General features: G+C 70.9%; 21 protein-coding genes and 1 riboswitch. Of the genes, 13 read left to right on the plus strand and 8 right to left on the minus strand.

The window, feature by feature from the left end; all coding sequences use genetic code 11:
* Nucleotides 1–55: 55 nt before the first annotated feature.
* Complete coding sequence (locus tag OG729_RS08415) at nt 56–1177, minus strand: SchA/CurD-like domain-containing protein (RefSeq protein WP_405805258.1); 1122 nt, start codon at nt 1175–1177, stop codon at nt 56–58.
* A gap of 216 nt (nt 1178–1393) precedes the next feature.
* Here OG729_RS08415 and OG729_RS08420 point away from each other — a divergent pair, with 216 nt between their 5' ends.
* Both OG729_RS08420 and OG729_RS08425 read left to right on the plus strand, forming a co-directional pair.
* Complete coding sequence (locus OG729_RS08420) at nt 1394–3049, plus strand: FAD-dependent oxidoreductase (RefSeq protein WP_405805260.1); 1656 nt, start codon at nt 1394–1396, stop codon at nt 3047–3049.
* 208 nt (nt 3050–3257) lie between these two features.
* On the plus strand, nt 3258–5942 hold the full coding sequence (locus OG729_RS08425) for a SpoIIE family protein phosphatase (RefSeq protein WP_405805261.1): 2685 nt from the start codon (nt 3258–3260) through the stop codon (nt 5940–5942).
* Between the two features lie 49 nt (nt 5943–5991).
* On the opposite strand, the gene OG729_RS08430 is transcribed toward OG729_RS08425, so the two are convergent.
* From OG729_RS08430 to OG729_RS08440, 3 genes are all read right to left on the minus strand, one after another.
* Nucleotides 5992–6702 (minus strand): DUF1775 domain-containing protein, encoded by a 711-nt coding sequence (locus OG729_RS08430; RefSeq protein ID WP_405805262.1) that lies wholly within the window; start codon nt 6700–6702, stop codon nt 5992–5994.
* 30 nt (nt 6703–6732) lie between these two features.
* Nucleotides 6733–7329, minus strand: coding sequence for a hypothetical protein (locus OG729_RS08435; protein WP_405805264.1), 597 nt, complete (start codon nt 7327–7329; stop codon nt 6733–6735).
* A 250-nt stretch (nt 7330–7579) separates the two neighbouring features.
* Nucleotides 7580–8164: a histidine phosphatase family protein gene (locus OG729_RS08440; RefSeq protein ID WP_405805265.1), complete on the minus strand. Its 585-nt coding sequence runs from the start codon at nt 8162–8164 to the stop codon at nt 7580–7582.
* Between the two features lie 136 nt (nt 8165–8300).
* A riboswitch (cobalamin riboswitch) is annotated at nt 8301–8375 on the plus strand.
* A gap of 59 nt (nt 8376–8434) precedes the next feature.
* Between OG729_RS08440 and OG729_RS08445 the strand changes: the two genes are divergently transcribed.
* Together OG729_RS08445 and OG729_RS08450 are read left to right on the plus strand one after the other, a co-directional pair.
* On the plus strand, nt 8435–8650 hold the full coding sequence (locus tag OG729_RS08445) for a CbtB domain-containing protein (protein ID WP_360869036.1): 216 nt from the start codon (nt 8435–8437) through the stop codon (nt 8648–8650).
* A 19-nt stretch (nt 8651–8669) separates the two neighbouring features.
* Nucleotides 8670–9461, plus strand: a complete 792-nt coding sequence (locus tag OG729_RS08450; protein ID WP_405805267.1) for a CbtA family protein — start codon at nt 8670–8672, stop codon at nt 9459–9461.
* 82 nt (nt 9462–9543) lie between these two features.
* On the opposite strand, the gene OG729_RS08455 is transcribed toward OG729_RS08450, so the two are convergent.
* Together OG729_RS08455 and OG729_RS08460 are read right to left on the minus strand one after the other, a co-directional pair.
* Nucleotides 9544–10665 carry a sensor histidine kinase gene (locus OG729_RS08455; protein WP_405805269.1) on the minus strand — a complete coding sequence of 374 codons (1122 nt, stop codon included), beginning with the start codon at nt 10663–10665 and terminating at the stop codon, nt 9544–9546.
* Nucleotides 10666–10670: 5 nt separating this feature from the next.
* The gene (locus OG729_RS08460) at nt 10671–11393 is read right to left on the minus strand and encodes a response regulator transcription factor (RefSeq protein ID WP_405805271.1); all 723 of its coding nucleotides are present in this window, start codon (nt 11391–11393) and stop codon (nt 10671–10673) included.
* A 146-nt stretch (nt 11394–11539) separates the two neighbouring features.
* Here OG729_RS08460 and OG729_RS08465 point away from each other — a divergent pair, with 146 nt between their 5' ends.
* Complete coding sequence (locus tag OG729_RS08465) at nt 11540–11932, plus strand: VOC family protein (protein WP_405805273.1); 393 nt, start codon at nt 11540–11542, stop codon at nt 11930–11932.
* On the opposite strand, the gene OG729_RS08470 is transcribed toward OG729_RS08465, so the two are convergent.
* Together OG729_RS08470 and OG729_RS08475 are read right to left on the minus strand one after the other, a co-directional pair.
* Entirely contained in the window at nt 11872–12615 is a 744-nt protein-coding gene (locus OG729_RS08470) for a DUF6597 domain-containing transcriptional factor (protein ID WP_405805275.1), read from the minus strand. The two genes, OG729_RS08465 and OG729_RS08470, sit on opposite strands and share 61 nt — an antisense overlap.
* 79 nt (nt 12616–12694) lie before the next feature.
* A complete protein-coding gene (locus OG729_RS08475; protein WP_360869051.1) occupies nt 12695–13837 on the minus strand; it encodes a YihY/virulence factor BrkB family protein in 1143 nt (380 codons plus the stop codon).
* Nucleotides 13838–13854: 17 nt separating this feature from the next.
* Here OG729_RS08475 and OG729_RS08480 point away from each other — a divergent pair, with 17 nt between their 5' ends.
* The 8 genes from OG729_RS08480 (at nt 13855) to cysC (ending at nt 21270) form a co-directional block, all read left to right on the plus strand.
* Nucleotides 13855–15489 carry an acyl-CoA dehydrogenase family protein gene (locus tag OG729_RS08480; protein ID WP_360869054.1) on the plus strand — a complete coding sequence of 545 codons (1635 nt, stop codon included), beginning with the start codon at nt 13855–13857 and terminating at the stop codon, nt 15487–15489.
* A 300-nt stretch (nt 15490–15789) separates the two neighbouring features.
* The gene (locus OG729_RS08485; protein ID WP_405805278.1) at nt 15790–17067 is read left to right on the plus strand and encodes a GAF domain-containing protein; all 1278 of its coding nucleotides are present in this window, start codon (nt 15790–15792) and stop codon (nt 17065–17067) included.
* A 211-nt stretch (nt 17068–17278) separates the two neighbouring features.
* A complete protein-coding gene (locus OG729_RS08490; RefSeq protein ID WP_405805280.1) occupies nt 17279–17845 on the plus strand; it encodes a GNAT family N-acetyltransferase in 567 nt (188 codons plus the stop codon).
* 107 nt (nt 17846–17952) lie between these two features.
* The gene (locus OG729_RS08495; protein WP_313904670.1) at nt 17953–18036 is read left to right on the plus strand and encodes a putative leader peptide; all 84 of its coding nucleotides are present in this window, start codon (nt 17953–17955) and stop codon (nt 18034–18036) included.
* Between the two features lie 114 nt (nt 18037–18150).
* Nucleotides 18151–19845, plus strand: a complete 1695-nt coding sequence (locus OG729_RS08500) for a nitrite/sulfite reductase (RefSeq protein WP_360869062.1) — start codon at nt 18151–18153, stop codon at nt 19843–19845.
* On the plus strand, nt 19842–20021 hold the full coding sequence (locus OG729_RS08505) for a hypothetical protein (RefSeq protein ID WP_360869064.1): 180 nt from the start codon (nt 19842–19844) through the stop codon (nt 20019–20021). Before OG729_RS08500 ends, OG729_RS08505 begins: the two co-directional genes overlap by 4 nt.
* Nucleotides 20018–20716, plus strand: a complete 699-nt coding sequence (locus tag OG729_RS08510) for a phosphoadenylyl-sulfate reductase (RefSeq protein WP_360869067.1) — start codon at nt 20018–20020, stop codon at nt 20714–20716. The genes OG729_RS08505 and OG729_RS08510 overlap by 4 nt, the downstream gene beginning before the upstream one ends.
* Nucleotides 20698–21270: an adenylyl-sulfate kinase gene (gene cysC, locus OG729_RS08515; RefSeq protein ID WP_405805283.1), complete on the plus strand. Its 573-nt coding sequence runs from the start codon at nt 20698–20700 to the stop codon at nt 21268–21270. Before OG729_RS08510 ends, cysC begins: the two co-directional genes overlap by 19 nt.
* Nucleotides 21271–21341 lie beyond the last annotated feature (71 nt).

Genomic DNA, 21341 nt, shown 5'->3' on the forward strand with positions numbered 1-21341 from the left:
CTCCTGGTGCAGTGCTCCCGACGGCTTCGCCGCGCGGCCGGGCCGGACGTTTCGTTCAGGACTCGGGCGGCGCGCTCCGGTCGGTGATCAGTTGCATGTCGGAGTCCGCGAGGAATCGCGACATCTCCTTCTCGTTGCCGAGCACACCGTCCGCTCCGCCTTCGAGCAGCCGGGCGAGGGTGGCCGCCTTACGGGGGCCGGAGACCGCGAGCGCCAGGGCGGGCCGGTCGTCGAGCCGCCCGTTCACGTCGATGAGCCGGACGACGATGTCGTCGCGCTGGAAGATCGTGCTGCTCGCGATGGGGCTGTCGGGGCTGTCGGCCGCCGCCGCGTCCTGCTTGGCGAGCAGCCGGGCCAGCGCCATGCCGCAGCCTTCCTTGGCCGGGTAGTACAGCGCGTGCCGCTTGAGCTCGGCCGAGTACGGCCCGTCGGCCGCCACATGGTGTACGGCGGGCAGTGCGGCCCGAGTGAAGAACATCCGGGCGGAGTTGGGGTCGTGCAGGTCCCGGTCCTGCTCCAGATACGGGTTGATGGCCTCCTCCACCTCCCTGACCTCGGGCTGCCTGGCCACATGGCGCAGTGCCGCAAGGAGGTCGCCCTGCACCTCGATGGCCCGTACCACTCGGTTGCCGTGCATGAAGAGCGAGGTGCGGCGCAGCCGGGTGTTCTCGTCGACGCGGGCCGCCGGCGAGGTGTACCCGGAGAGGATCTTCGCGACCTTCTTCTCGCTGCCCGGCTTGACCGTGAAGGTGAGGGCGTGCCGGACGACTCCGTCGCCGAGCCGGGGCGATGCCTGGAGACGGCCCTTGAGCTCCTCGGGTGAGGAGACGTGGGCCTTTCCGGTCTCGCGCAGAACGCTGAAGCGCAGCGAGCGGGTGTCCCGTACGCAGCTGTGCAGCGGCTGGACCGTCTCGACGTGCTCCTCGCTGTTCACCCAGGCGAGGAAGGGCGGTGCGCTCTCCCATTCGCTGGTGATGAGCCACTGCGAGGGGTTCTCGATCGACTGGCACAGCTGGTCGCTGATGTGGCCGGGGACCGAGGCGACCTGATTGCGCAGATGCTCGTATGCCTCGAGGAACTCCTTCTGCGCACCGTCGTGAAGGTCCAGCAGCAGAACGACTCGAAGCCTGGAGCCGTCGAAGGCGGACTGCGATATCCGTTCCGACAGGGTTGTCATCTCTCACACTCCTTTGCGACACCGCGCGGGTCAACGGCCCTGCGGATACGGACGGTCCGCCTCCCGAGACCGGGGGGCGCTCACGAAAACGATCGTGGTCCGGTACTTCGACTGGCGCGAGAGCTGAGAACCAAGCGGGTGAATGGGCGAGGCAACCGGTGCCGCACAGGGCATGGAAGTTTCATCCCCCAAGGGCGGCAGGAGCTGGAGCTACGGATGGAACAGCACGTCGGAGAATTCGCGGAAAGTGCCGATCGCGTACCGGTCCTCATCGTGGGCGGGTCCCTCGTGGGCCTGTCCACCTCGGTGTTTCTGGGCCGCCACGGCATCAGACCTCTGCTGGTCGAGAAGCATTCGGGCACCTCGACGCACCCGCGCGGGCGCGGCATGAACGTACGGACGATGGAGCTGTTCCGGGGTGCCGGAGTGGAGCTGGAGATCCGGCAGGCCGCGGCGGTGCTGGCGGACAATCACGGAATCCTGCAGGCGGGCTCGCTGACCGGCGACGACCAGGAGTGGCTGTTCAAGGAGATCGACCCGGGCGGCGCGCTCAAGCGTTTCAGCCCGACCACCTGGTGTCTGTGCAGCCAGAACGACATCGAGCCCGTGCTGATGGCCCGCTCCCGCGAGCAGGGCGCCGACCTGCGGTTCTCCACCGAACTGCTCTCGTTCGACCAGGACGCGACGGGTGTCACCGCGGTCGTGAAGAACCGGGACACCGGCGAGCACACCACCATTCGGGCGGACTATCTGGTCGCGGCCGACGGGCCGCGCAGCCCTGTCAGAGAGCAACTGCAGATCGGGCAGAGTGGCCACGGCGACCTGTTCCACAACGTGAGCATCACCTTCCGTTCCCGGCAGCTCATCGACGTGCTGGGCGAAAGGCGCTTCATCGTCTGCTACCTGACGAAGCCGGACGCGGACGGGGCGCTGCTGCCGGTGGACAACCGGGAGCAGTGGGTCTTCCACGCACCCTGGCACCCGGACCGCGGCGAGACGCTGGAGGACTTCACGGACGAGCGCTGTGCGGAGCACATCCGCAGGGCGGTCGGCGCGCCCGAACTGGACGTCGAGATCACCGGCAAGGCTCCGTGGCACGCCGCCGAGCGGGTCGCGCAGAGTTACTCCGGCGGCCGGGTCTTCCTGGCCGGCGACTCGGCCCACGAGATGTCCCCGACCGGGGCGTTCGGCTCCAACACCGGCATCCAGGACGCGCACAACCTGGCCTGGAAACTGGCGATGGTACTGAACGGCTCGGCGGCCCCCGGGCTGCTCGACACGTACGGCGAGGAGCGGCAGCCGGTGGCCAGGGTGACGAGCGAGCGCGCCTCTGTCCGCTCGGCAGAGCACAGCCACCCGGGTTACGCGCCCGCGAACACCCCCGCCGGCGGCGGCGGACGGCCGGGCGGCATCCTCTCGGTGGCGATGGGATACGGCTATCCGCACGGCGCGGTCCTGGGCGTCGACCCCGGTCTGCCGGTCGTGCCGGAGCAGATGCAGCTGACGGGCGCCCCGGGCACCCGGTCCCCGCACATGTGGGTGACGAGGGCGGGCGGGCGGATGTCCACGCTCGACCTCTACGAGCGGTCGTTCGTGCTGCTCAGCGCGGAGGGCACGGCGTGGCGGGCGGCGGCGCGGAAGGTCGCCGAGCGGCTGTCTGTACGAGTGGACGCATACGCGATCGGTACGGGCCGCGACGCCGATCTGGTCCCCGAAGGCGACGTCGACTGGGCCGAGCTGCACGGCACGACGGCCGACGGCGCGCTGCTGGTGCGTCCGGACGGCTTTGTGGCGTGGCGGTCGCAGGAGGCCGTGGCCGATCCCGAGCGGGAGCTCCACGAGGTCCTGAGCACGGTGCTGCGTCTGGCCTGAGCCCGTTCTGAGCCCGCGTTTCCAGACCCGGTTCCGGGAGCCGGTTTCGTGAGTCCCCTGCGCCGTCCAGGCGGTGCAGGGGACTCATTCATGTGGGGAATACACCCGGCCCGGCGACGAAAGTTGTCGCGAACGCGTCGCGCATGCGCCGTCCGCGCTCTACGGTGCGCAGATAGCTCTGCGTATGCGGGAGGTGTAGAAAGAGGACATGGCCGCACGCTACGGCCGCCCGCGCTCGGTTCTGAGGATGCGAACTGTCGCAGGTCAGGTCTTTCTCCTGCAGGTGGCGATCGTGGTGTTGCTGGTCGCCGCCGCCATGGTGGCCCTTGTGCTGCAGTCCCGGGCCGACAGCGAGCGCGAGGCCCGCAACCGGTCGGTCGCCGTGGCCCAGACCTTCGCCCATGCGCCCGGCATCGAGGCCGCACTGAAGAGTCCCAACCCGACCGTGGTGCTCCAGCCACTCGCCGAAGAGGCCCGCAAACGCTCCGAGGTCGACTTCATCGTCGTCCTCAACACCGATTCAATCCGCTACACCCACCCCAAGCCCGACCGCATCGGCAAGAAGTTCGTCGGCAATGTGCAGCCCGCGCTGGGCGGCGGCATCGTCACCGAGAAGATCAACGGGACGATCGGGCCGCTCGTGCAGGCCGTCGTGCCGGTCATCGGCCGCAACGGGGATGTGGTCGGCCTGGTGTCCGCCGGGATCACCATCGAGCATGTCAGCGGCGTCGCCCAGGACCAGTTCCCGCTGCTGTTCGGCGCCGCCGGGGCAGTGCTGCTGGTCACCACGGGAGGCACGGCGCTGGTGAGCCGGCGGCTGCGCCGCCAGACCCACGGACTCGGCCCCGCCGAGATGACCCGGATGTACGAGCACCACGACGCGGTGCTCCACGCCGTACGGGAAGGCGTGCTCATCGTCGGCGGCGACGGGCGGCTGCTGCTCGCCAACGACGAGGCGCGCAGGCTGCTGAACCTGCCGGCGGACGTGGAAGGCACCGCGGTCACCGATCTCGGTCTCGACCCGGCCACGGCCCGGCTGATGGCCTCCGGACGGGTCGTCACCGACGAGGTGCACCTGGTCGGGGACCGGCTGCTCGCCGTGAACCAGCGTCCGACCGACCAGGACGGCGGGCCGCCGGGCAGCGTGGCGACGCTGCGGGACACCACCGAGCTGCAGGCAGTGAGCGGCAGGGCGGATGTGGCGCGGGCGCGGCTGAAGCTGCTCTACGACGCGGGCACCGAGATCGGCACCACCCTCGATGTGGTGCGCACCTGCGAGGAGCTGGCGGAGTTCGCCGCAGCGCGGTTCGCCGACTTCGTCACCGTCGACCTGGTGGAGGCGGTGCTGCGGGGCGAGGAGCCGACGCCGACCTTGGACGCCGTCCCGGAGATGCGCCGTATGGCCTTCAGCGGTCTGCGGGAGGACACCGCGCTCTACCCGCTGGGCAAGCTGATCCGCTTTGCGCCGTCCACCCGGCTGACCTTCGGCATCGGCAATGGCGAGGCGGTCCTGGAGCCGGATCTGGCCGCCTTCTCCGGCTGGCAGGAGCAGGACCCGAAGCGGGCCCGCAGACTCGTCGAGCACGGAATCCACTCGATGATCGCCGTGCCGCTGAGGGCGCGTGGCGTGATTCTGGGCGTGGCGATGTTCTGGCGCGCCCAGAAGCCCGAGCCGTTCGACGAGGAGGACCTGTCGCTCGCGGAGGAGCTGGTCGCCCGGGCGGCCGTGAGCGTCGACAACGCCCGCCGGTACACCCGCGAGCACACCATGGCGGTGACCCTGCAGCGCAGCCTGCTGCCGCGCGTCCTGCCCGAGCAGAGCGCCATCGACGTCGCCTACCGCTACCGGCCCGCGCAGGCCGTTCTGGGCGGTCTCGGCGGCGTCGGCGGGGACTGGTTCGACATCATCCCGCTGCCGGGCGCGCGGGTGGCGCTGGTGGTCGGCGATGTCGTGGGCCACGGTCTGCACGCCGCGGCGACCATGGGCCGGCTGCGCACCGCGGTCCACAACTTCTCCAGCCTGGATCTGCCGCCCGACGAGCTGCTGTGGCACCTCGACGAGCTGGTCACCCGCATCGACCAGGACGAGGCGGACGACGGCTGGGAAGCCACGGACGCGGGAGTGACCGGGGCGACCTGCCTCTACGCGATCTACGACCCGGTCAGCGGCCGCTGCTCGATGGCGCGGGCCGGCCACCTCCCTCCGGTGATCGTCCAGTCGGATGGCGCCGCGGTCTTCGCCGATGTGCCCGGCGGCCCGCCGCTGGGACTCGGCGGGCTGCCCTTCGAGACCCTCGACATGCACCTGGCCGAGGACAGCCGTCTGGTCCTGTACACGGACGGACTCGTCGAGGACCGCGACCGCGACATAGACGACGGTCTGGCGCTGCTCCGCGACACTCTGGCGGACAACGCCGACCGGACCCCGGAGGAAACCTGCGAGGCGGTCCTCAAGGCGCTCCTGCCGGACAACCCGCGCGACGACATCGCGCTGCTCGTGGGCCGTACACAGATACTCGACTCCGGCCGGGTGGCCGAATGGGAGGTGCCGTCGGACCCGTCGGCGGTGGGCCAGGTCCGGGCGGCCGTGACCGCCACGCTGGCCGAGTGGGGCCTGGACGAAGAGGCGTTCACGACGGAGCTGATCCTCAGCGAGCTGGTCACCAACGCGATCCGGTACGCCACGGGCCCGATCCGCGTACGGCTGATCCGTGACCGCAGCCTGATCTGCGAGGTCTCGGACCACAGCAGCACATCACCGCATCTGCGCCAGGCGGCGATCACGGACGAGGGAGGCCGGGGCCTGTTCCTGGTCGCGCAGTTCGCGGAACGCTGGGGCACCCGGTACACGTCCGACGGCAAGGTCATCTGGACGGAACAGCCGCTGCCGTAGCAGAGGGCCGGGCATGGAGTGTGCCGCGCCCGGCCCCCGTTTCTGCACGTCAGGCGGAGCCGGTGCCCGCGCGGCGCTTGAACCACCACACGGTGAAGCCCGCGGCGACGACCACCACGGCGACGACCGCGATCACGACCCCGCTGCCGGCGTCGTCGTCCTTCTCGGCCTTCTCGGCCGTCTTCGGGCTCGGCGCCGGGGCGGCCTTCGGCGGAGGGGGAGTCGATGAGGGGGAGGGCGCGGCCGTGCTCGCGGTCGCGCCCGGGGCCGCGGGCTTCAGGGTCAGGACCGGAGCCGGGTTCTCCGGCTCCGCGCCGCCGCTGGGGAGCTCGATCCAGCGGTCGATCTTGCCGTCGCCGTAGGTCTCAATGGTCTTGAAAGCGAGCGACTTGGCATCGGGCAGCTGCGTGACCGTAATGCTGTGCACGGCATCCGTGCCGGTGGCCAGCGCCTTGCCGCCGACGGTGTAGCCGCCCTTGGACGGCGTCAGCTTCCAGCCCGCCGGAGCCTCCTTCAGGCTCACCGCGTCCGGGGTGATGCCCGCGGGCAGGACGATCTGGAGCTTGGCGATGCCGGCGGTGTCCGACTCGGCCTCGGAGGTGAACGTCAGGGTCACGTTCTTCGCCAGGGCGCGGGGGTCGGAGGCATTCACCTCGACGTGGGCCGCGGCCGGTCCGGCGACGGCGAGCACGGTGGCGAGGGCCGCGGTGGCCGCGAACGCTGTCCGCCGGGTGGCGGCGCGCAGGGGGAAGGTAGGCATGGTCGTGGGTCAACTCCTCGAAGCGAACGGTCATGGGTGGGACGGCAACTGCCCATGACCGGGAGGCCCGCGGCGGACCATGACATGCGCGAGGACGGCATACGCGGGCATCCCCGCGGCCTTGCGCCGCCGGCCTCCGGCGCGCGTGGCGTCATGGCCGGGGCGGGGATGCGTACGCAGCCGCCCGAGCCAACGTGCCACCGTGGCGCGGACGGTGGCCGCGAGCTGGTCCAGGAGCCGTGGGAGCGAGTCGAGTTGGTCGTCCGCCTGCTGGAGCAGCACCGCCACGGCCACGGCGGCCAGCGTGTGAGCGAGGAGCATCACGGCCGCGCCCGGGTGTACGCCGTGCTCGCCGGGAATGGGGTGGCCGGTGCCGTGGGCGCCGTGCCGGTCGGGTCCGGCCTGCGCCAGCACCTCATGGAGGACCAGTTGGGCGGCGCACGTCGCGCTCACGACGGCGGCGAGGGAGCGGGGCCGCGCGGTCCAGGGCAGTGCGCCGAGGAAGGCGGTGGCGGCGGCGAGGAACAGCAGCCGCCAGGGGACGGGTTCGCCCGAGGCGACATGGTGCCCGGCCCCGGCGAGGCCCGCGCTCGCGATGGCGAACACACCGGCTCGAGCGCTCCGCACGCTCCACCGGGCGCGGGGCGCGCTGCGGGTGGGGGGAGGGAAGGTTCGCGGCATGCCGGGGCCATCATTCACGAGATGGGGCGGGTGGGTGTGCGGTCTTCGACATCCGCGTGGACATCTGCGGCGGGCTTGCAACCGGGGCTCCGCCCCGGACCCCCGGACGGGGCTTGATTTTCAAGCCCCTCCGGCGATCGAGGAGCGGGGGCCGGGGGCGGAGCCCCGGTTGGGGGTCCCGGGCGGAGCCCCGGGTTCAGGGAAGGGGCGGCCCCGGCTCCGGTGACAGCCGCCGTCCGCACCGCAGGTTCCACCGTCCCGCCCTCCCGCTCAGCTCCGTCAGCGTCAGCGGAGCCACATCCAGGCGCCAGAACGCCTCCGGCGCCAAGCCCAGGCCCCACACCACCGCCGCCCGGACCACCGTCGGCTCCACCACCGCCAGCACCCGCCCCGCGTCCAGCGAGTCCAGCCAGTCGCCAACCCGCGCGCACAGCGCCACCAGCGATTCGCCGCCGTGCGGCGCGGCCGACGGGTCACCGAGCCAGGCGGACACCGCCTCGGGCTCGCTCGCGCTCACTTCCTCAAGACGGCGCCCGCGCCAACGGCCCATGTCCCAGTCGCCGAGTTCGTCCGCGACCTGCGGCTGCGCGCCCAGCTCCGCCGCCGTCTCCCGGCAGCGCGCGGACGGGCCGCTCAGGACCCGGTCCGCGCGCGGCAACGCCCCCGCCGCGGCGCGGGCGCGGCGCACCCCCGCCTCGTCCAGCGGGCCGTCACCTTCGAAGCGGACCTCCCGCAGCGCCGCGGTCGTCGCAGGTGAGATCAACATCACCCGTACCGTCATCGCGTACGTTCCTCTCCCCAAGTGGGCCATGACGCAAGCACATCACGGCCGTTCAGGCGCCCACGCGTGCCCCCGTGCGCCGTAGCGGTGCGGGCCCGCAGGCGGTACGGTCTCGTGGACATGACGACGGTGTGACGGAAGTCCGGTGAGAATCCGGCACGGTCGCGCCACTGTGAACCCGTTCCCCTGTGGGAAAAGCGGGAAGTCAGACCCAGCACCTTCGTCTGAGGCACCACGATCGGGACGCGTGTTCCCCCAGGAGGTTCTGCCATGGCACAGTCTGCCGCGCCCGCCACCGCCGCACCTGTCATCACCCCCATCTCGCTGAAGGCGATCGCCCCGTGGGCACTTTTCTTCGGCATTCTGATGCTGGTTCTGCTCTACTTCGTCGGCGCCGAGCAGGGCGCCGTCTCCGTCATCTCCGGTGAAAACGTGCACGAGTGGGTCCACGACGGACGCCACCTGCTCGGCTTCCCCTGCCACTGATACCTCCCGGGGAAGACTCATGAACTCCATATCCGTCAGAGCCCTGCTGGTCCGCGGCATGATCGCGGGCCTGATCGCGGGTGTCTTCGCACTGGCCGTCGCGTACACGCTCGGCGAGTCCCCCGTGGACGCCGCCATCGCCTTCGAGGAGTCCCACAGCCATGAGCACGGCGGCGAGGAACTCGTCAGCCGTGCCATGCAGTCCACGGCCGGCCTCGCCACCGGTGTGCTGGTCTTCGGCCTCGCGATCGGCGGCATCGCCGCCCTCGCGTTCTGTGTCGCGCTCGGCCGCATCGGCCGGTTCGGACCGCGCGCCACGGCCGCGCTGGTCGCGCTCGGCGCGCTGCTGAGCGTGTACGTCGTGCCGTATCTGAAGTACCCGCCGAACCCGCCTGCCGTCGGTGACCCCGAGACGATCGGCCAACGGACAACGCTGTACTTCCTGATGATCCTGCTCAGCGTCCTGCTGGCGGTCGCCGCGGTGATCCTCGGCAAGCGGCTGGCTCCCCGGCTCGGCAACTGGAATGCGACCGCCGCCGCCGCGGCCGCATTCGTGGTCGCCACCGGTCTTGCCTTCGCCTTCCTGCCGTCGTTCAACGAGGTTCCGAAGGACTTCCCGGCCACCGTGATCTGGGAGTTCCGGCTGGCCACGCTTGCCGTCCAGGTGACCTTCTGGGCCCTGTTCGGGCTGGCCTTCGGCCATCTCGCCGAGCGGCTTCTGCCTTCGGGCGCCGTCGCGGCGTCCGAAGGAAAGGGCACGGCGGCCGAGGGGACGGGCACGGCCTCGCGTACGACCGCTGCCGCGAGCTGACGCACAGCGCCACCACTGCCAGAGCCCGCCGGGGCATCACCGGCGGGCTCTCGCATGTGATCTCAGCCCATCTCAGCCGCTCTCAGCCGCTCTGGGCGGCAGCGGCGGGCAGCGACACCTCGAAGCGGCAGCCGCCCGTGACATTGCGTACGTCGGCGTGCCCGGCGTGCGCCTCGACGATGCCACGGACGATGGCGAGGCCAAGACCCGCGCCTGCCGGGGGCGTACGGGCCTGGGTGCCGCGCCAGCCGGTGTCGAAGACGCGCGGGAGGTCGTCCTCGGGGATGCCGCCGCAGCCGTCGGTGACGGAGAGGACCACCCGGTCCTCGCGGCGCTCCGCGGCGACGGCGACCGTGCCGTCGGCAGGCGTCCGGCGGATCGCGTTGACCAGAAGGTTCGCCAGGACGCGGGTCATCTCCTTGCCGTCCACCTCGACCGGGACCGGCTCCACCCGGTCGCCCACGAGGCGTACGCCGTGCTCGCGCGCGAGCGGGTCCGCGCCCGCCAGCGCCTCCCCCACCAGGTCGTACACCGACATCCGGGTCGGGGTGAGAGCCAGGGTGCCCGCATGGATGCGGGAGAGCTCGAAGAGGTCGCCGACCATGGAGTTGAGGCGGTCGACCTCGGTACGGATCTGGCGGAAGTAGCGCTCCGGCTCCTGGACGACGCCGTCCTCCAGGGCCTCGGACATCGCTCGCAGCCCCGCCAGCGGGGTGCGCAGGTCGTGCGAGATCCAGGCGACGAGCTCGCGGCGGGAGGTCTCCAGGGCGCGTTCGCGTTCGCGGGACTCGGCGAGCCGGTCGCTGGTGGCGGCGAGTTCGCGGCTGAGGGCGGCCAGTTCGGCGGTGGACGCGCCGTCGGGGGCGGCGAAGGCGCCGCCGTCGCCGAACGAACGTGCCGCCAGCGCGAGTTCGCGGCTGCGCGCGACCACCCAGCGCCCGAGGAGCAGCGCCGTGGCGAGCGATACGACCGCCGCCATCGCGACGACGGTGGTGACCACGGTCAGGTCGTGCGCGGACAGGAACATGGCCTGGGCGACGGCGAGGGTCCCGGCGAGCATGGCGGTGACCGCGACGGCGGCGACCACGGTGAGGGAGACGGCAACGGACCGATGGCGCAACAGGCGCAGGACCAGCGCGCCGACGAGGCCGACGGCGCCTGCCCCGAGGAAGGCGAAGAGGGCGATGAGAAGCATGTCGCTCACGGTGATCAGGCCTCTTCCCGCGGCAGCGCGCTGCGGCTCTGCGGCACGTCGAAGCGGTAGCCCACACCCCACACCGTCTGGATCAGCCGCGGCTTGGCCGGATCGTCCTCGATCTTGCCGCGCAGCCGCCGTACATGAACGGTGACGGTGGACAGATCGCCGAACTCCCAGCCCCATACGTCCTGCATCAGCCGCTCCCGGCCGATCGCCTGCCCCGGGTGCCGCATCAGATGCGCGAGCAGGTCGAACTCCCGCAGGGTCAGACCCAGTTCATGCCCATCCTTGGTCGCCCGCCGGGCCGCCGGGTCGAGCACGATGCCCGCCGCGGCCAGCCGGGGCCCGGTCCGCCGCTCGGCCGCCGCGCCGCCCCTGCGGAGCACGGACTCGACACGCAGCACCAGCTCGCGCGGGCTGAACGGCTTGGTCACATAGTCGTCCGCCCCGATTTCGAGCCCGAGGATCCGGTCGTCCTCGTCGCCGCGCGCGGTCAGCATGATCACCGGTACGGCGGCGAGCGTGCCCGCCCGGAGCCTGCGGCACACCTCGAGGCCGTCCATGCCCGGCAGCATCAGATCGAGGACGACCAGATCCGGCGCGCGGTCGGCGGCGATCCGGAGCGCCTGGGGCCCGTCGGCGGCCCGGTCCACGGTGAAGCCGGCGCGTTCCAGATAGCCGGTGACGACTTCGGCGACGGTCGGATCGTCGTCGACGACCAGAATGTTGTGCATACCGCCAGTGTCCTCTGAACGGCACGCGGTCCACGGCCCGGCCCGCCTTACGAAACTGTGACGCCCCCCGAGAACCGGGTCGTACAAGACCCCGGACGTCCGATTCGTTCAAGACCGCAGGTCCCGGCCCTGCCTACGGTGAGGTCATGACTCCACGACTCGACGCGATCGGCCTCGTCGTCGCCGACATGGCCGCCTCTCTCGCCTTCTACCGCCGCCTCGGCCTGGACATCCCCGCCGACGCCGACACCGCGCCCCACGCCGAGACCACGCTTCCCAGCGGGCTGCGCGTGCTTTGGGACACCGAGGAGACCATCCGCTCCTTCGACCCCGAGTGGGCCCGGCCCACCGGTGGCGAACGCGTGGGGCTCGCCTTCCTCTGCGACAGCCCCGCCGAGGTGGACTCCCTTTACGCCGAGCTGACCGGCGCCGGATACAAGGGCCACCTCGAGCCCTGGGACGCCGACTGGGGACAGCGTTACGCGCTCGTCCTGGACCCCGACGGCTGCGCCGTGTCGCTGTTCGCCAACGCCACATAGGTCCCGAGCGTGATTCCGGCCAGATCGCGCATTTCACGGGAGAGATGCGCCTGGTCGGCACAGCCCGCGCCGAGGGCCGCTTCGGCGTACGGCACACCGTCCCGTACGAGCGTCAGCGCCCGCTGCAGGCGCAGCACCCGGGCCAGCGTCTTGGGCCCGTAGCCGAAGGCGTCCAGGGAACGGCGGTGCAGCTGACGGGCGCCGACGCCGACCGCGTCGGCCGCGCCTGCGACCGTGCCGCCCGCGTCCAGACGGCGGACCACCTCGGCCAGCAGCGGGTCCGGCGGTCCGGCCGCCGCCGCCCTGTGCAGCGCCACGGCCTCCAGTCCCGCCGCCCGGTCCGCGGCCTCGTCGATCCGCTCGGTGAGGCGGCGCGCCTCGGCCGCGCCCCACAGATCGGAAAGGTCCACCCGCCGGTCACGCAGCTCGTACGCCGGTACGCCGAGGAAGGCGGGCGCGGTGCCGGGCGCGAAACGCACCCCCACGTACCGCACGCGCCACACGTCGGGGACGTACCCATGAGTGTCCGGTCCCGCCACGAGGAGGCGGCCGTCGGCCCAGAGCAGATCCATACAGCCGTCGGGCAGGACCGGGCGTACCGCACCTGTACGGGCGGCCGTGGCGTCCTCCGTCCGGGGCCAGACGACGGCGCCTTCGAGACGCGACGCCCGTTCCTCGTACATGACATCGAGGCTAATCGCTCCCGTACGCCCCGGGCATGGATCCGGATTGCCTACCCCGCGCCGGCTCTTCCCCCGCCCCCTACTCCTTCGTCTCCTTGCCCTGCTCCCGCCCCGTGTGCAGCCTCGACTTCACATCGTCCGGCGGCAGGAAGCGCGACCACCGCTCCGGGAACTCCGACGGCATGTCCCCGCCCTCCTCGTCCTCGGACTCGCCTTCCCCGAAGACCCTGACCGCCTCGGTCCGTGCCAGGAGCTGCGCCGCATGTGCGGCCCGCGCGCGCTCGTTCGCCGCGCGTGCCGCCGCCGTGGCCACCGACGGCCACACGCGGTCGATCGCGGCGTTGACCGCCGCGCCCACCAGGACCGCGAAGGCGGAGATCCCGATCCACAACAGGACGGCGATGGGCGCGGCGAGGGAGCCGTAGATCGTCGGGCCCTCGACCGTGCTGGTGAGGTAGATGCGCAGCAGGAAGCTGCCGAGGACCCACATGCCGAGCGCCACCAGCGCGCCCGGCACGTCCTCGATCCACGGCGACCGCACCGGGACCGACACGTGGTACAGCGTGGTCAGGAAGGCGATCGAGAGCAGGATCACGACCGGCCAGTACAGGACGGCGACGACTTCCGTACCCCAGGGAAGCAACTCCACCACCCGGTCGGGACCGACCACCGCCAGCGGCAGCACCACCGCGCCGATCAGCAGCGCGACGATGTAGAGGAGGAAGGCGAGCAGCCGGGTCTTGACGATGCCCCGCTGCCCGTCGAGCCCGTACATCACGGTGATGGTGTCGATGAAGACGTTCACCGCCCGCGATCCCGACCAGAGCGCGATGGCGAAGCCGATGGAGATGAGCTCGGGCCGCTTGCCCTTGGTGACGTCCGTCAGGAGCGGTTCGGCGATGTCGTGGACGCCTCGGTCGGACAGGACCGTGCGGGCGGCGTTGAGGATGTTCTCCTCGATGGAGGCGACGGTGTTGGTGTTCGTCCAGCCGTCGACATATCCGAGGAGGCCGATCATGCCGAGGAGCAGCGGCGGCAGCGACAGCAGCGTGAAGAACGCCGCCTCGGCCGCGAGGCCCAGGATGCGGTACTCGATGGCGGAGTTGACCGTGTCCTTCAGCAGCAGCCATGCCATCTTCCGCTTGGAGACGTTGCGGTAGAGGACTCGGGCCCGGTGGAGTCGGCCCGATGGCCGCTCGGGTGTTTCATTTGCTGCCTGCACCTCCTTACCGTATCGGCATGGCAGCTACCACCCACACAGTGACCAACCAGGCTCCGCCCCTGGTGGGGTACGACGTCTACTCCAGCGACCGGGCCCTGACGGAGGCCGTGGAGCGGCACGTCGCGCCCGAACTCCTCGACGAGGCACAGGAGGAGCTCGCCGGACTCGGCACCACCGCAGGCTCCGCCCAGGCCCAGGAGTGGGGCACGCAGGCCAATGAGAATCCGCCGAAACTCAAGACCCACGACCGCTACGGCAACCGGATCGACGAGGTGGACTTCCATCCGGCCTGGCACCGGCTCCTCGGCAAGGCCGTCACCTCCGGGCTGACCAACGCCTGGGGCCGGCCGGCCGGCCATGTGCGGCGTGCGGCCGGGTTCCTGCTCTGGACGCAGGCGGAGGCCGGGCACGGCTGTCCGGTCTCGATGACGCACGCCTCGGTACCCGCGCTGCGTACGGACCCGGCGCTGGCGGCCGAGTGGGAGCCGCGGCTGACCTCTCAGGTGTACGAGGAGGGGCTGCGGCCCGCCGCGGCGAAGGCGGGGTCCCTGTTCGGGATGGGGATGACGGAGAAGCAGGGCGGCAGCGACGTCAGGGCGAACACGACGCGGGCCGAGCCGCTCGCCGGGCACGGGGAGTATCTGCTCACCGGTCACAAGTGGTTCTGTTCCGCTCCGATGAGTGACGGTTTTCTGGTACTCGCCCAGGCGGCCGGAGGATTGACCTGTTTCCTGGTGCCGCGGGTGCTTGAGGACGAGACCAGGAACGTGTTCCGGATCCAGCGGCTGAAGGACAAGCTGGGCAACAAGTCGAACGCGTCGAGCGAGGTGGAGTTCGACGGGACGTGGGCGCGCCGGGTCGGCGACGAGGGGCGCGGGGTGCGCACCATCATCGAGATGGTGGCGGCGACCCGGCTGGACTGTGTCATCGGGTCGGCCGCGCTGATGCGCCAGTCGGTGGCGCAGGCGATCCACCACAGTGCGTACCGCAGCGCGTTCGGCGGGCTGCTGATCGACAAGCCGTTGATGCGCAACGTACTGGCCGATCTGGCGCTGGAGTCGGAGGCGGCCACGACACTGGGGCTGCGGCTCGCCGCCGCGTACGACGCGGATACGGAGGAGGAGCGGGCCTTTCTGCGTCTCGCGGTGCCCGCCGCCAAGTACTGGGTGACCAAACGGTGTACGCCGACGGTGGCGGAGGCCCTGGAGTGTCTGGGCGGCAATGGCTACGTCGAGGAGTCGGGGCTGCCGCGACTGCTGCGCGAGTCGCCGCTCAACTCGATCTGGGAGGGCTCGGGCAATGTCCAGGCGCTGGATGTCCTGCGCGCGCTCCAGAGGGAGCCGCAGGCGCTGAACGCCTTCCTCCAGGAGGTCGGCAAGGCCCGTGGCGCCGATCACCGGCTGGACGGGGCGATCAAGGACCTGCTGACCGAGCTGGCCGATCTGAACGGCGTCGAGGCGCGGGCGCGCCGGCTGGTGGAGCGGATGGCACTGGTGCTGCAGGGCTCGCTGCTGGTGCGCTGGGCGCCGCCGGAGGTCGCGGACGCGTTCTGTGCGTCACGGCTGGGGCGTGACTGGGGCACGGCCTTCGGGACGCTGCCGGACACGCTCGATCTGGCGTCGGTCGTGGAGCGGGCGCGGGCGGTGGTCTGACACCCCTGTCTGAGACCCCCGCCCGACCCCTGTCCGAGGCCCCTGGATGAATGTCGGGGTGGTGCTGCGCCGACACGGCACCACCCCGCTCTCCGTCATGCACCCCGGAGTGCGGGCAGTGCGGTGCATGACTCACCGGCGAACCGGCGCACCGTCACTTTCGTACACACGCACACGCGTTCGCGAGGGTTGCAAAGGGTTGCAGCCTTGTCTGCCGTATCACCACGCAAGGCAGGCGGAGAGGGGCAGGATTGAGCCAGCCCCCCCGCTTTGGACGCTGGCGTCGCCAGGAGGACCCCAGTGCAGAACACAACGCTCGACATGGCCAGGCTCGCCGCCATGGACACCGCGGAGGCAACCCGACTGCTGAAGGGGGTACGGGATGCGGCGCTCAGCGGCCGCCGTTCGCGGGTCGGCCCGCGCGCGGACATCGAGGAGTCGTGGCAGCGGATGCTGCGCGGCGGTATGGATCCGGACCGGGACCGCAGGGCAGGGCTGCTGCCGCTGGAGGAGATAGAGCGCCGCAGGCACGCCTCGCCGCTGCGGGAGCTGCTGCCCGTGCTGCGGGACGGCCTGGTCTCGATCGCGGATTCGGCGCAGCACATCATGGTGGTGGCGGACCCCGAGGGGCGGCTGCTGTGGCGCGAGGGCAAGTCGAGCGTGCTGCGGAAGGGCGACTCGCACGGCTTCGTACTCGGCGCCGACTGGAACGAGGGCCAGGTCGGCACGAACGGCGTGGGCACTCCGCTGGTGTCCCGGCGGCCGGTGCAGGTGCACTCCGCCGAGCATTTCGTCTCCAGCCATCACACCTGGACCTGTGCCGGGGCCCCGGTCACGGATCCTCGCGACGGGCGGCTGATCGGGGTTGTCGATGTCAGCGGGCCGCTCTCGGCGATGCACCCGGCGACGCTCACGCTCGTCACGTCGGTCACCCGGCTCGCCGAGGCCGAGCTGCGCAACCGGCACTTCGCGGCGCTCGACAGGCTGCGCAGCGTGGCGTCGCCGCTGCTCGGCCGGCTGACCGGCCAGGCGCTGGCGGTGGATGTGAACGGCTGGCCGGCCGCGGTGATCGGCATGCAGCCGCCCGGGCGTCTTGCACTGCCGAAGTCCATCGGCTCCGGCCGGCTCTGGCTGCCGGCGCTCGGCATGTGCACGGCCGAGCCGCTGCCCGGCGGCTGGCTGCTGCGGGTGACGGAGCACTCCGCGGTCGCGACCCGCGTCGTGCTCGATCTGAGCGGGCAGCGGTCCCCGTCGCTCACGGTGTCGGGCGAGGCGGGCAGCTGGGTGAAGGAGCTCAGCCCCCGCCATGCCGAGCTGCTGTACGTCCTGGCCGTGCACCGGGACGGGCGCAGCGCCGCGCAACTGGCGCAGGACGTCTTCGGAGACCCGACGCGGACGGTGACGGTACGGGCCGAGATGTCGCGCCTGCGGCGTCATCTGGCCCAGGTACTCGCGCACCGCCCGTACCGTTTCACCGAGGAGGTGGAGGTGGAGCTGGTACGTCCGGAGCGGCCCGACGACCTGCTCCCCGACTCCATGGCCCCGGCGGTACGGACCGCCCGCGGGGACGCGGACTGACGCGGGCTGAAGCGCACCGACGCGGACTGACGCCGACGGGTGCGGGCACGCCGCATGCCACCCGGCGGTGGCTGGCCGCACCGGGTGCCGATGAACCTTGCCCGGCCAGGGCCGGCCCCGCCCCCGGACACCGGCCCCAGCTCGCGCCCGACGCCGAGGGAACCGAGGCTCGGCATTGGCCGGATCGTGACGTCATGATTCCCTGGGGCTCATGAGCATCACTGTCACGACCTGGTCCCTGGAACAGACCTCGCCCGCGGATCAGCGGCCTGCCGCCGAGCCCGGCGGAAATCTGCGCATCGTCCGCGCCGAGGTGCCTTCGCCCGAGTTCAGCCGGTTTCTTTATACGGCCGTCGGTGGCGACATCCACTGGAACGACCGGCTCGGCATGACCCGTGCGCAGTGGGAGCAGGAGCTCGCCAGGCCGGGCACCGAGACCTGGGTGGCGTACGAGAAGGGCACCCCGGCGGGCTATGTGGAGCTTCAGGCACAGGACGCGGGCTCCGTCGAGATCGTCTACTTCGGGCTGATCCCCTCCTTCCGGGGCCGCCGGATCGGCGGTCATCTCCTGTCGTACTCAGTCGCCAGGGCCTGGGACCTCGGGGAGCGCTGGCCGGGGCTGCCGCCGACGAAGCGGGTGTGGCTGCACACCTGCTCCAAGGACGGCCCGCACGCGATGGACAACTATCTGCGGCGCGGCTTCACTCTCTTCGACACCAAGGTGGAAGAGGAGCCCGAGACTCCCACTCCCGGACCCTGGCCCGGCGCCCACCGCTGAAGCGGACCTGAGTGACGGACAACACACTGTCTCGCGATGCGGGACAGTGTTGTCCACATTATGGATTGCGGTGGACTGTCGTCGGATCGCCGTGACACGCTTCCGTCATGTCTGGAACTGGAATTGCCTTGGTGAGTCGGCGACACGTCGATCTCGGCCGCATGTCCAGCGCCATCTGTCCGGCCTGCTGACAGCCCAGCACAGCCGAGCATTCCGGACCCCCCAATCCCCCTGCGCACCGCCGCGCCTCAGCGCGAGTGTGCAGCTCAGAGCCGCCCTCCTGCAGTCTCGAAGGACGTACACCCATGGCCGCCACCGAAAAGCCCGCCCCCGCCACGCCCCGCCGCAAGGCCGGACGCCACCGCGGCGAGGGCCAGTGGGCTGTTGGCCATATGACGCCGCTGAACGCCAACGAGCAGACCAAGAAGGACGACGACGGTCTCAATGTGCGGACACGCATTGAGACGATCTACGCGCACCGTGGCTTCGACTCGATCGACGGCGCCGACCTGCGCGGCAGGATGCGCTGGTGGGGGCTCTACACCCAGCGCAAGCCCGGTATCGACGGCGGCAAGACGGCGATTCTGGAGCCGGAGGAACTGGACGACAAGTACTTCATGCTGCGCGTCCGCATCGACGGTGGCCGGCTGACCACCGAGCAGCTGCGGGTCATCGGCGAGATCTCGCAGGAGTTCGCGCGCGGCACCGCCGACATCACCGACCGGCAGAACGTCCAGTACCACTGGATCCGGATCGAGGACGTCCCGGAGATCTGGCGGCGGCTCGAAGAGGTCGGTCTCTCGACGACCGAGGCCTGTGGTGACACCCCCCGCGTCATACTCGGCTCGCCCGTCGCCGGGATCGCCGAGGACGAGATCATCGACGGCACCCCCGCCGTCGACGAGATCCACCGCCGCATCATCGGCAACAAGGACTTCTCCAACCTGCCGCGCAAGTTCAAGTCCGCGATCTCCGGGTCGCCGCTGCTGGATGTCGCGCACGAGATCAACGACATCGCCTTCGTCGGCGTGAACCACCCCGAGCACGGCCCCGGCTTCGACCTGTGGGTCGGCGGCGGTCTCTCCACCAACCCCAAGATCGGTGTGCGGCTGGGCGCCTGGGTCCCCCTCGACGAGGTGCCCGACGTCTACGAGGGCGTCATCTCGATCTTCCGCGACTACGGCTACCGCCGGCTGCGCACCCGCGCCCGGCTGAAGTTCCTGGTCGCCGACTGGGGCGCGGAGAAGTTCCGCCAGGTCCTTCAGGACGAGTACCTCCAGCGCAAGCTGGTGGACGGACCCGCCCCGGAGCAGCCCGTACAGCAGTGGCGCGACCACGTCGGCGTGCACCGGCAGAAGGACGGACGTTTCTACGTCGGGTTCGCGCCGCGTGTCGGACGGGTGGACGGCGCCACGCTCACCAAGATCGCCGAGCTGGCGGCCGCGCACGGCTCGGGCCGGCTGCGCACCACCGTCGAGCAGAAGATGATCGTGCTGGATGTCGACGAGGCACAGGTCGACTCGCTCGTCTCCGGTCTCGAGGCGCTGGACCTTCAGGTCAAGCCGTCGCCGTTCCGCCGGGGCACGATGGCCTGCACCGGTATCGAGTTCTGCAAGCTGGCGATCGTCGAGACGAAGGCGCGCGGCGCCTCGCTGATCGACGAACTCGAGCGCCGGATCCCCGAGTTCGACCAGCCGATCACCATCAACATCAACGGCTGCCCCAACGCCTGTGCCCGTATCCAGGTCGCGGACATCGGTCTCAAGGGCCAGCTGGTCCTGGACGACAAGGGCGAGCAGGTCGAGGGCTACCAGGTGCACCTGGGCGGCGCGCTCGGTCTGGAGCCCGGCTTCGGCCGCAAGGTCCGCGGTCTGAAGGTGACCGCCGATGAGCTTCCGGACTACGTCGAGCGGGTCCTCAACCGCTTCCAGGAGCAGCGCGAGGACGGCGAACGCTTCGCCACCTGGGCCGCTCGCGCGTCCGAGGAGGCACTGTCGTGAGCGAGCGTGCCGCGCCCTTCTACTGCCCGTACTGCGGCGACGAGGACCTGCGTCCGAACGAGCAGGGCCACGGCGCCTGGGAATGCGCAGCCTGCAATCGAGCCTTCCAGTTGAAGTTCCTCGGGCTGCTGACCCGCGGACTTCAGCGCAACGACGGTGGAGGGCAGGAGATATGACGACGACTCAGGCAACCGATCTGCGGAAGCTCGCCGAGCAGGCAGGGCGGGACCTCGAGGACGCCTCCGCACTGGAGATCCTGAAGTGGGCGGCCGACACGTTCGGCCCGCGCTTCTGCGTCACCTCATCGATGGAGGACGCGGTGGTCGCCCATCTCGCCTCCCGTGTACTGCCCGGCGTCGACGTCGTCTTCCTCGACACCGGCTACCACTTCCCCGAGACCATCGGGACCCGGGACGCCGTCGAGGCCGTGATGGACGTCAACCTCATCACGCTCACGCCCCGCCAGTCGGTGGCCGAGCAGGATGCCGAGTACGGCCCGAAGCTGCACGACCGCGACCCCGACCTGTGCTGCGCCCTGCGCAAGGTCAAGCCCCTCGAAGAGGGCCTGACGTCGTACGACGCATGGGCGACCGGTCTGCGCCGTGACGAGTCCCCGACCCGGGCGAACACCCCGGTCGTCGGCTGGGACGAGAAGCGGCAGAAGGTCAAGATCTCGCCGATCGCCCGCTGGACGCAGGACGACGTGGACGCCTATGTCGCCGAGCACGGTGTCCTCACCAACCCGCTGCTGATGGACGGTTACGCCTCCGTGGGCTGCGCACCCTGCACCCGCCGGGTGCTGGAGGGCGAGGACGCCCGGGCCGGCCGCTGGGCCGGGCGGGGCAAGACCGAATGCGGGCTGCACGGATGACGATTCTGGGAGACAAGCGCGTGACTGGGGCCACCATCTGGCTCACCGGGCTGCCGAGCGCCGGCAAGACCACCATCGCCTACGAGCTGGCGGAGCGGCTGCGCGCCGACGGCCACCGGACCGAGGTGCTCGACGGCGACGAGATCCGCGAGTTCCTCTCGGCGGGCCTCGGCTTCAGCCGCGAGGACCGGCACACCAACGTCCAGCGGATCGGCTTCGTGGCCGAACTGCTGGCGTCCAACGGCGTCAAGGCGCTGGTCCCGGTGATCGCCCCGTACGAGGACAGCCGCGAGGCCGTCCGCAAGCGCCACGCCGCTGAGGGCACGCCGTATGTGGAGGTGCATGTCGCGACTCCGGTGGAGGTCTGCTCCGTACGCGATGTGAAGGGCCTGTACGCCAAGCAGGCGGCCGGCGAGATCAGTGGTCTCACCGGTGTCGACGACCCGTACGAGGAGCCGCAGAACCCGGATCTGCGGATCGAGTCGCACCAGCAGAGCGTTCAGGAGTCCGCGTCGGCGCTGCATGCGCTGCTCACCGAGAGGGGTCTCCTGTGAGCGACGGCCGTGACATCAGCCGCTACCGCGGCGGGGCGGCCGCCGGGCCGCAGATTCAGACGAAAGCCGCG

It is taken from the genome of Streptomyces sp. NBC_00210 (genome assembly GCF_045160975.1).
In the GTDB taxonomy this organism is placed as follows: Bacteria; Actinomycetota; Actinomycetes; order Streptomycetales; family Streptomycetaceae; genus Streptomyces.